Source organism: Leptolyngbya cf. ectocarpi LEGE 11479, from assembly GCF_015207065.1.
GTDB classification, from domain to species: Bacteria; Cyanobacteriota; Cyanobacteriia; order Phormidesmidales; family Phormidesmidaceae; genus Leptothoe; species Leptothoe ectocarpi.
The window spans coordinates 1-7232 of the sequence record NZ_JADEXP010000329.1; the positions used below are offsets into that span (position 1 = coordinate 1).

At 48.4% G+C, this 7232-nt stretch carries 9 protein-coding genes; all 9 read left to right on the forward strand.

What is annotated here, in order from left to right; all coding sequences use genetic code 11:
• A partial coding sequence (locus tag IQ260_RS24610; RefSeq protein ID WP_193995720.1) for a Ni/Fe hydrogenase subunit alpha occupies positions 1-1170 on the forward strand: 1170 nt, incomplete at its 5' end.
• Between the two features lie 69 nt (positions 1171-1239).
• Positions 1240-1779 (forward strand): hydrogenase maturation protease, encoded by a 540-nt coding sequence (locus tag IQ260_RS24615; protein WP_193995721.1) that lies wholly within the window; start codon positions 1240-1242, stop codon positions 1777-1779.
• Positions 1761-2102: a hydrogenase maturation nickel metallochaperone HypA gene (gene hypA, locus IQ260_RS24620; protein WP_193995722.1), complete on the forward strand. Its 342-nt coding sequence runs from the start codon at positions 1761-1763 to the stop codon at positions 2100-2102. Before IQ260_RS24615 ends, hypA begins: the two co-directional genes overlap by 19 nt.
• Before the next feature lie 9 nt (positions 2103-2111).
• Positions 2112-2843 carry a hydrogenase nickel incorporation protein HypB gene (gene hypB, locus IQ260_RS24625; RefSeq protein ID WP_193995723.1) on the forward strand — a complete coding sequence of 244 codons (732 nt, stop codon included), beginning with the start codon at positions 2112-2114 and terminating at the stop codon, positions 2841-2843.
• Between the two features lie 193 nt (positions 2844-3036).
• Positions 3037-3519 (forward strand): adenosine-specific kinase, encoded by a 483-nt coding sequence (locus IQ260_RS24630; protein ID WP_193995724.1) that lies wholly within the window; start codon positions 3037-3039, stop codon positions 3517-3519.
• Positions 3520-3605: 86 nt separating this feature from the next.
• Positions 3606-5945: a carbamoyltransferase HypF gene (hypF, locus tag IQ260_RS24635; protein WP_193995726.1), complete on the forward strand. Its 2340-nt coding sequence runs from the start codon at positions 3606-3608 to the stop codon at positions 5943-5945.
• Between the two features lie 17 nt (positions 5946-5962).
• A complete protein-coding gene (locus tag IQ260_RS24640) occupies positions 5963-6187 on the forward strand; it encodes a HypC/HybG/HupF family hydrogenase formation chaperone (RefSeq protein ID WP_193995727.1) in 225 nt (74 codons plus the stop codon).
• An 86-nt stretch (positions 6188-6273) separates the two neighbouring features.
• A complete protein-coding gene (locus tag IQ260_RS24645) occupies positions 6274-6819 on the forward strand; it encodes a hypothetical protein (protein ID WP_193995728.1) in 546 nt (181 codons plus the stop codon).
• Between the two features lie 14 nt (positions 6820-6833).
• Positions 6834-7232: CBS domain-containing protein (locus tag IQ260_RS24650; protein WP_228016401.1), on the forward strand; the 399-nt coding region annotated here is incomplete at its 3' end.

Sequence of the window (7232 nt, forward strand, 5' to 3'; positions counted from 1 at the left end):
CTACGGCGATTAATGAATTTGGGACAGATTATTCAGTCCCATGCGCTCAGTTTTTTTTACCTGAGCAGTCCCGATCTTTTGTTGGGCTGGGAGAGCGACCCTGCTCGACGTAATGTGTTTGGGGTGATGGCGACTGAGCCTGAGCTGGCCCGAGGAGGAATTCGTCTGCGTCAGTTTGGTCAAGAAGTTATTGAACACTTGGGGGGACGTAAAATACATCCAGCTTGGGCCGTGCCGGGAGGTGTCAGAAGCAGTCTGTCGACTGCGGGCCGAGAGCAGATTGCTAAGCGGCTGCCTGAGGCAAAGAAAACTATCTTAGAAACTCTCGCTTTATTTAGACAACTGCTGGAGAGTTTTCAAGAAGAAGCCCATATCTTTGGCAATTTTTCCAGTTTGTTTATGGGTTTAGTCGGTGCTGATGGCACCTGGGAGCATTATGATGGCCGCCTGCGTGTGGTCGATAGTGGTGGCAACATTATTGCAGATCGGTTGGACCCGAGTAATTACAGAGACTTTATTGGTGAGGCAGTGCAGCCAGATTCCTATCTGAAGTCACCTTACTATAAACCTTTAGGATATCCTGACCAATCACAACACTGTCGTTTAGAGAATGGTCTATATCGGGTGGGGCCTCTGGCAAGGTTGAATATTTGCGATCGCATCGGCACTCCCCTGGCTGAAGCCGAGCTGCAACGCTTCCGTCAGTACCGTATGAGTAACAGTTCCTTTTTCTATCACTATGCGCGACTGATTGAGATTCTCACCTGTATTGAACGGATTGAGCTTGCCCTGGATGATTCAGACCTGCAAAGTGAGCAACTTAGAGCCAGGGCCGATGTCAATCAGCTTGAGGCAGTAGGCGTTGGGGAAGCTCCACGGGGCACTCTCTTTCACCATTACAAAATTGATGAAACTGGTTTGCTAACTTACGTCAACCTGATTATTGCCACTGGTCAGAACAACCTGGCCATGAATCGTACTGTTGCCCAAATTGCGCGTCATTACATTCATAGTCCTGAGATTCCTGAACCGATGCTCAATCGTGTGGAAGCAGGCATTCGAGCCTTTGATCCCTGTCTTAGCTGTTCCACTCATGCCGCTGGGAAAATGCCCCTACATCTAAAGCTGGTTGGCGCTGATGGTCAGCTGCTTGATGAATGTTATCGATAAAGCCTCATAAAATCCTCATATCTGTTTAATAAACTTAAGGTGGTGCAGAGCTTATAAGAGGCTGGTCCTATGCTGTCATTGACTCAGACATTATCTAAAAAATCGACCCAGATATCGAAAGTATTTGAATATGATTTCCTAATCATTGGCTACGGCAATGATCTGTGTGGCGATGATGCTGTTGGCCCTTGGGTAGCAATGGTTGTTGAAAATTGGAAATTACCTGCAGTCAAGTCCTTAGCTGTTGCTCAACTAGCACCAGAACTGACAGCTGAGTTAGCTAAAACTAGCTATGTCATATTTGTTGATGCCTGCGGCCGTCAGAATATTAGCACTGTGCAGATTGACCCGATTGTTGTTTGTGAGCAACAAACCTCTTCCATGGCGTTTGCTGCTCACAGCTACGACCCTCTAGCTCTGCTTAATCTCACCCAGCGGCTCTACAACCGCCATCCCCAGGCTTGGCTGTTGCAGATTCCAATCGAATCCTGTGATTTGGGCAGCGATCTCTCATCTAAAGCCCATCAGGGTTGTGATCGTGCCCTCAGGGCGATTGGGCAGTTCTTAGTCACCTATCGACGACCTGACCTATGCATGAAATCAGCCTAATGCAGGCTGCTTTAACTGTAGCCTTAGATCATGCTCAGGCTCAAGGGGCTCAGCATATTCATCGTCTTCAACTCCAGGTAGGAGATTTGTCCGGTGTAGACCCTGAGGCCCTTGCGTTTGCCTTTGATGTGGTTACTCGAGGAACTCTGGCTGAGAAGGCTGAATTAGAACTCATACCAGTTCCGGTAGTTTGCTATTGCTCGTCATGCCAACAAATGTTTCAGCCTCTCGACTGGGTATACGAATGTCCATGCTGTCATCAATTAAGTACAGACATTCGCCAAGGTAGAACTTTAGAACTTGCATCTTTGGAGATTTCATAAGGAGGTACTATGTGTGGACAGTGTGGCTGTCAGGATGAACACCAGATATTATCTCTGCACCAAAATGTGTTGGAGAAGAACGATCACTATGCCGACCATAATCGGGCATTATTTCAGCATCTGCTGGTGCTAAATGTTCTGTCCTCTCCAGGGGCCGGAAAAACAACGCTGATTCAGCGTATCCTTCAAGACTGTGATTTGATTGCAGGGGCTCATCCTTTAAATCGTACCCAGGGTGCAGTGCGTCCTGGAGTAATCGTAGGCGATCTCGCCACCGATCGTGATGCTGAAAGGCTGCGCCAAACAGGGCAGCAGGTCATACAGATTAATACGGGGAATCTGTGTCATCTAGAGGCTAAAAGCGTTGCTAAGGCAGCACAGCAGCTAGATTTGGATAACCTAAATTTACTCATTATTGAAAATGTAGGTAATTTAGTGTGTCCTGCAGCCTATGACCTAGGAGAAGATTTGCGGATTGTACTGATGTCCGTAACTGAAGGTGAGGACAAACCACTGAAGTACCCTGCCATGTTTAAGTTTGCCCATGCTGTTGTGATTACTAAAACTGATATTGCTAATGTGGTTGGGTTTAATCGCGAAGAAGCCCTAGGATACCTGCGTCTAATCGCGCCCCAAGCTCTGATTTTTGAACTATCAGCAACAACTGGTGAAGGGGTGACCAATTTTTACGCCTATCTAAACCAGGCGCTGTTCCAGGGGGGCGTGCCAGCATTCGTGTGACGTTTGGAAACTTGTGGGCTAGAGGGGCAGTCTTTACTAAGCTTGAATCGTCATAACTTCCTCAAAGTCGTCTTATAGACTCATAATCGAATACATTTAATGCTTGTTTTCTTTAGCAGGCGGATTTTATGAGCACCATACTCCATGATTGCCCTCGCACATCTCCCTTGAGCCCGTGGAGAGGGAGATGGTGATGGAACTACAGCTAGTTGATTTGAATTTACCCAGTGATAGTAACCTGATTTTGGGACAGAGTCATTTTATTAAAACCGTGGAAGATCTCTACGAAGTGATGGTAAATGCTTCTGCCCAGATCAACTTTGGGCTGGCGTTTTGCGAAGCATCTGGTCCATGTTTAATTCGTGCAGCTGGGAATAGTGAGTCGCTACAGACAGCAGCCGTTGAAAATGCCAAAGCGGTTGGTGCTGGTCACAGTTTTGTGATTTTGATGCAGCAAGGATTTCCAGTCAATGTGCTCAATGCCATTAAACAATGCCCAGAAGTCTGTCGCATTTACTGTGCTACGGCCAATCCAGTCCAGGTGGTAATTGCTATTAGCGATCAGGGGCGGGGCATTTTGGGTGTTATTGATGGGTTTTCTCCTAAGGGAGTAGAGCAGCCGCAGGATGCGGTCGAGCGCCAACAATTCTTGCGACAAATTGGCTATAAGCTCTAAATGGTTTACCGATTACAGAGGTATACCCTGGGCTAATTTGTTACTGAGACCATTGAATCCCTAGCAAACGTGATTTTGGAATAGTCATGATTCTGGTAACCCCTCCCCTGTGTCGACGTCGCCTGACTATTCGAGGGACTGTGCAGGGAGTGGGCTTTCGTCCATTTGTGTATCAGCTGGCATCGGCATTGGGACTAGCAGGTGGTGTGAAGAATACCTCCCAGGGTGTTGTGATTGAAATAGAGGGGGCTGAAAAGACGCTACAGGAGTTTTTGCATCAGCTAAAACAGAATTTGCCACCCCATGCAGCTATTCGAGCACTAGAGCAACAGGACCTACCGGTGCAGGGACTAAAGGGATTTCAAATTTGGGCTTCTGAGGCCGTAGGCAATGGGACTAGGGCCCAAATTTTGCCAGATCTGGCCACGTGTGCTGAATGTTTACAAGATGTTTTTGCCCCCGACAATCGTCGCTACCAGTATCCGTTTACCAACTGTACCTACTGCGGCCCTCGGTTTAGTATTATCCACGACCTTCCCTATGACCGCTGCCACACAACAATGTCTAACTTTGTCATGTGTGCAGACTGTCAGGCTGAATACACCCAGCCCTCCCATCGCCGTTTTCACGCTCAGCCCAATGCCTGTGATGTCTGTGGTCCGCATCTGGAGTTTTGGGTGGAGGGAAAACAACAGCCCGGAGATCCACTGCAGCTTGCCATGGAAATGCTGTATCAGGGTGACATAGTTGCGGTTAAAGGATTGGGTGGTTTCCAATTGTTAGCGGATGCCCACAGTTCTGCGGCTGTACAGTGCCTGCGAGAGCGAAAGGGACGACCTGACAAGCCCCTGGCCCTGATGTACTCTACACTGCCTCAGGTACGTTCCCATTGTGACGTATCTGAGGCAGCTGCAGCGGTATTAACGTCAGCGCAGGCTCCCATCGTCTTATTGCCGCGACGCACCGACAGTTTAGACTTAGCGTCTAATATTGCTCCCTATCAGTCTGAGCTGGGACCTTATCTAGGGGTGATGCTACCCACCACACCTATACACCATTTGTTGTTACGACAATATGGTTCTCCTCTGGTGACGACTAGCGGCAATGTATCCGGTGAGCCGATTGCTGTGGATGAGCAGGCTAGTGGGCGACTGGGTGCGATAGCGCCAGCGCTGACTGGTCAGTTCGCAGATGGTGTCTTAACCCACAATCGTCCTATCCAACGTCCGGTTGACGACTCCGTTGTCCAACTTATCCAGGGCAGGCCTCAGGTGTTACGCCATGCCCGAGGCTATGCACCCCAGGTGATTCCACTGGCTGATCCGATTGTTCCCGAGGCGCGTATTTTAGCCTTGGGAGCCCATCTCAAAAATACCATTTCCCTATCTTTAGGCGATCAAATTGTGCTGAGTCAGTACATTGGTGATTTAGATACCTCGCCGACCCTGGAACGCTTCCAACATACCGTGACTGATTTTCTTGCTCTCTACACCTGTCAGCCGACGGCCATAGCCTGTGATCTTCACCCAGACTATGGCTCTACGCGACTGGCCCACACTTTGGCTGAGCAATGGCATGTGCCCTTGATTTCTGTGCAGCATCACTATGCTCATGTTCTGGCAGGTATGGCTGAGCATTCCCTAAAGGCTCCTCTCTTAGGCATTGCCTGGGATGGCACAGGGTATGGTCTTGATCAAACCGTTTGGGGAGGAGAATTTCTCCAAATAACAGCGTTTGGTTTTGAACGAGTTGCTCATTGGTTACCCTTTCCTCTACTGGGAGGAGAGCTATGTAGCCGAGAACCCCGACGGTCTGCCCTAGGTTTACTTTATAGCTGTTATGGCGATGCGGCGTTTGAGCGGGATGACTTAGCCCCTGTGAGAGCGTTCTCAGCATCTCAACGGACTGTTCTACGGCAGATGCTGACTAACCAGATTAATACACCTATGACTTCCAGCATAGGGCGACTCTTTGATGGGGTGGCAGCGCTACTAAATTTACATCAGGTTGTTAGTTTTGAAGGTCAGGCAGCATCGGCGCTACAGTTTGCGACAGCTGAAACAAGGGTGAAGCGAGGCTATCCCTTTGAGATTTCAAGGGCTGTGCCCCACGTTATTGACTGGCGACCGATGGTGCGCGAGATCGTTGATGACCACGGCCAGGGTGTGTCAACGGCAGTGATTGCAGCTAAGTTTCATCTGACGTTGGTGGAAATAGTGGGTGCGATCGCAAAACTCATCAACAATACCAATATCATGTTGACCGGGGGTTGCTTTCAAAACAAACTTCTCAGCGAGCAGACAATTCAACATTTACAGATTGCAGGGTTCACCCCCTACTGGCACCAGCGAGTACCGCCCAATGATGGTGGGATTGCCGTCGGGCAGATAATCGGAGCATTCCGTCATCTGTCCAAGTCTGTCTAATTCTCAGGAGAACAACTATGTGTCTGGCCGTGCCCGGAAAAATTATTAGTATCACAGGGGAGGATCTGACACGAATGGGCCGAGTTAGTTTTGGAGGTGTCGTAAAAGAGGTTAGCCTAGCCTACGTACCTGAAGCTCAAGTTGATGACTATGTAGTCGTCCATGTGGGCTTTGCTATCAGCAAGCTTGATCTCGAAGAAGCAGAACAAACTCTAAACTATCTAAAACAGATGAACCTCTAGCTACTGAAAGGCTTACTGAGATTGGCCCTCACAACTTTACCAAGGTTTTTATCTAAGTTATTAACATAGGAGTTGGAGGTATGCCCATGAGCTGGTATAGCCCGGTTAAGTTAATTAACTTGAGCCGACTGCTAGTGTTGGGTATCGCCTTGCTTTCTCCGCTTTCTGTTAAGTCACAGCCTTCTACGATGGAGACTCTATTGACTCCTCTCGACAATGGGAGTTATCAGCTTTGTACTGATCCTGATCCTCAAGATTGGCGTGATGGTTCAGGTACATGTCTGAATATCCTCAAACAAGGAACAACGCTTGAGGGCTACTATGGTTATCCCCATAGTGGCTCTTTTGTCTGTTTGCGTGGCCAGGTGTCTGAGAACTGGTTTGATGGTCAGGGGTTAGTGATGAGCTGGGTGGGGAACGCCTGGCAAGATATTCCGCAAGAAACGTTTATTTGGGATTATCCAGAGGAGCGTTTATCCCTGAGCCAGGGGGAGCTAGTTCGTAGTGAGGGCGCAGACCAGGTTCATTGGATTATGTTTCAAACTGCCAGACTGAATATGCAATCAATGTATCTGTATGATAGTCCTCAGATGACTTCGCCTACGCAGCTTTGTGATTGGTCGTTCAATTAATGGAGATACCTATAATGATGATGCGAGTAGCCGATATTATGACCACCGAAGTTGTGACTATCCGCAACTCGGCAACTGCAGCAGAGGCCGCTAAACTAATGAGCCAGCGTGGGGTGCAAGCATTGATTGTGGAACGCAGCCATACGTTGGATGCCTATGGTGTGATTACAATTGAGGATATTGTTGGCAAAGTCATTGCTTTTGGACGGAATGCTAGATGGATACGGGTGTATGAGTTAATGACTAAACCCTGCATTGTCTTAAATCCTGATTTGGGTGTGGAATATGCAGCACGTTTGTTGACTCAGGCTCATTTGCATAGCGCACCTGTCATTCAATCAGAGTTGTTGGGAATTGTGTCTGTTACCGATATTTTGGAACGCAGTAAAGCGATTGAACAACCTCAAGAAACC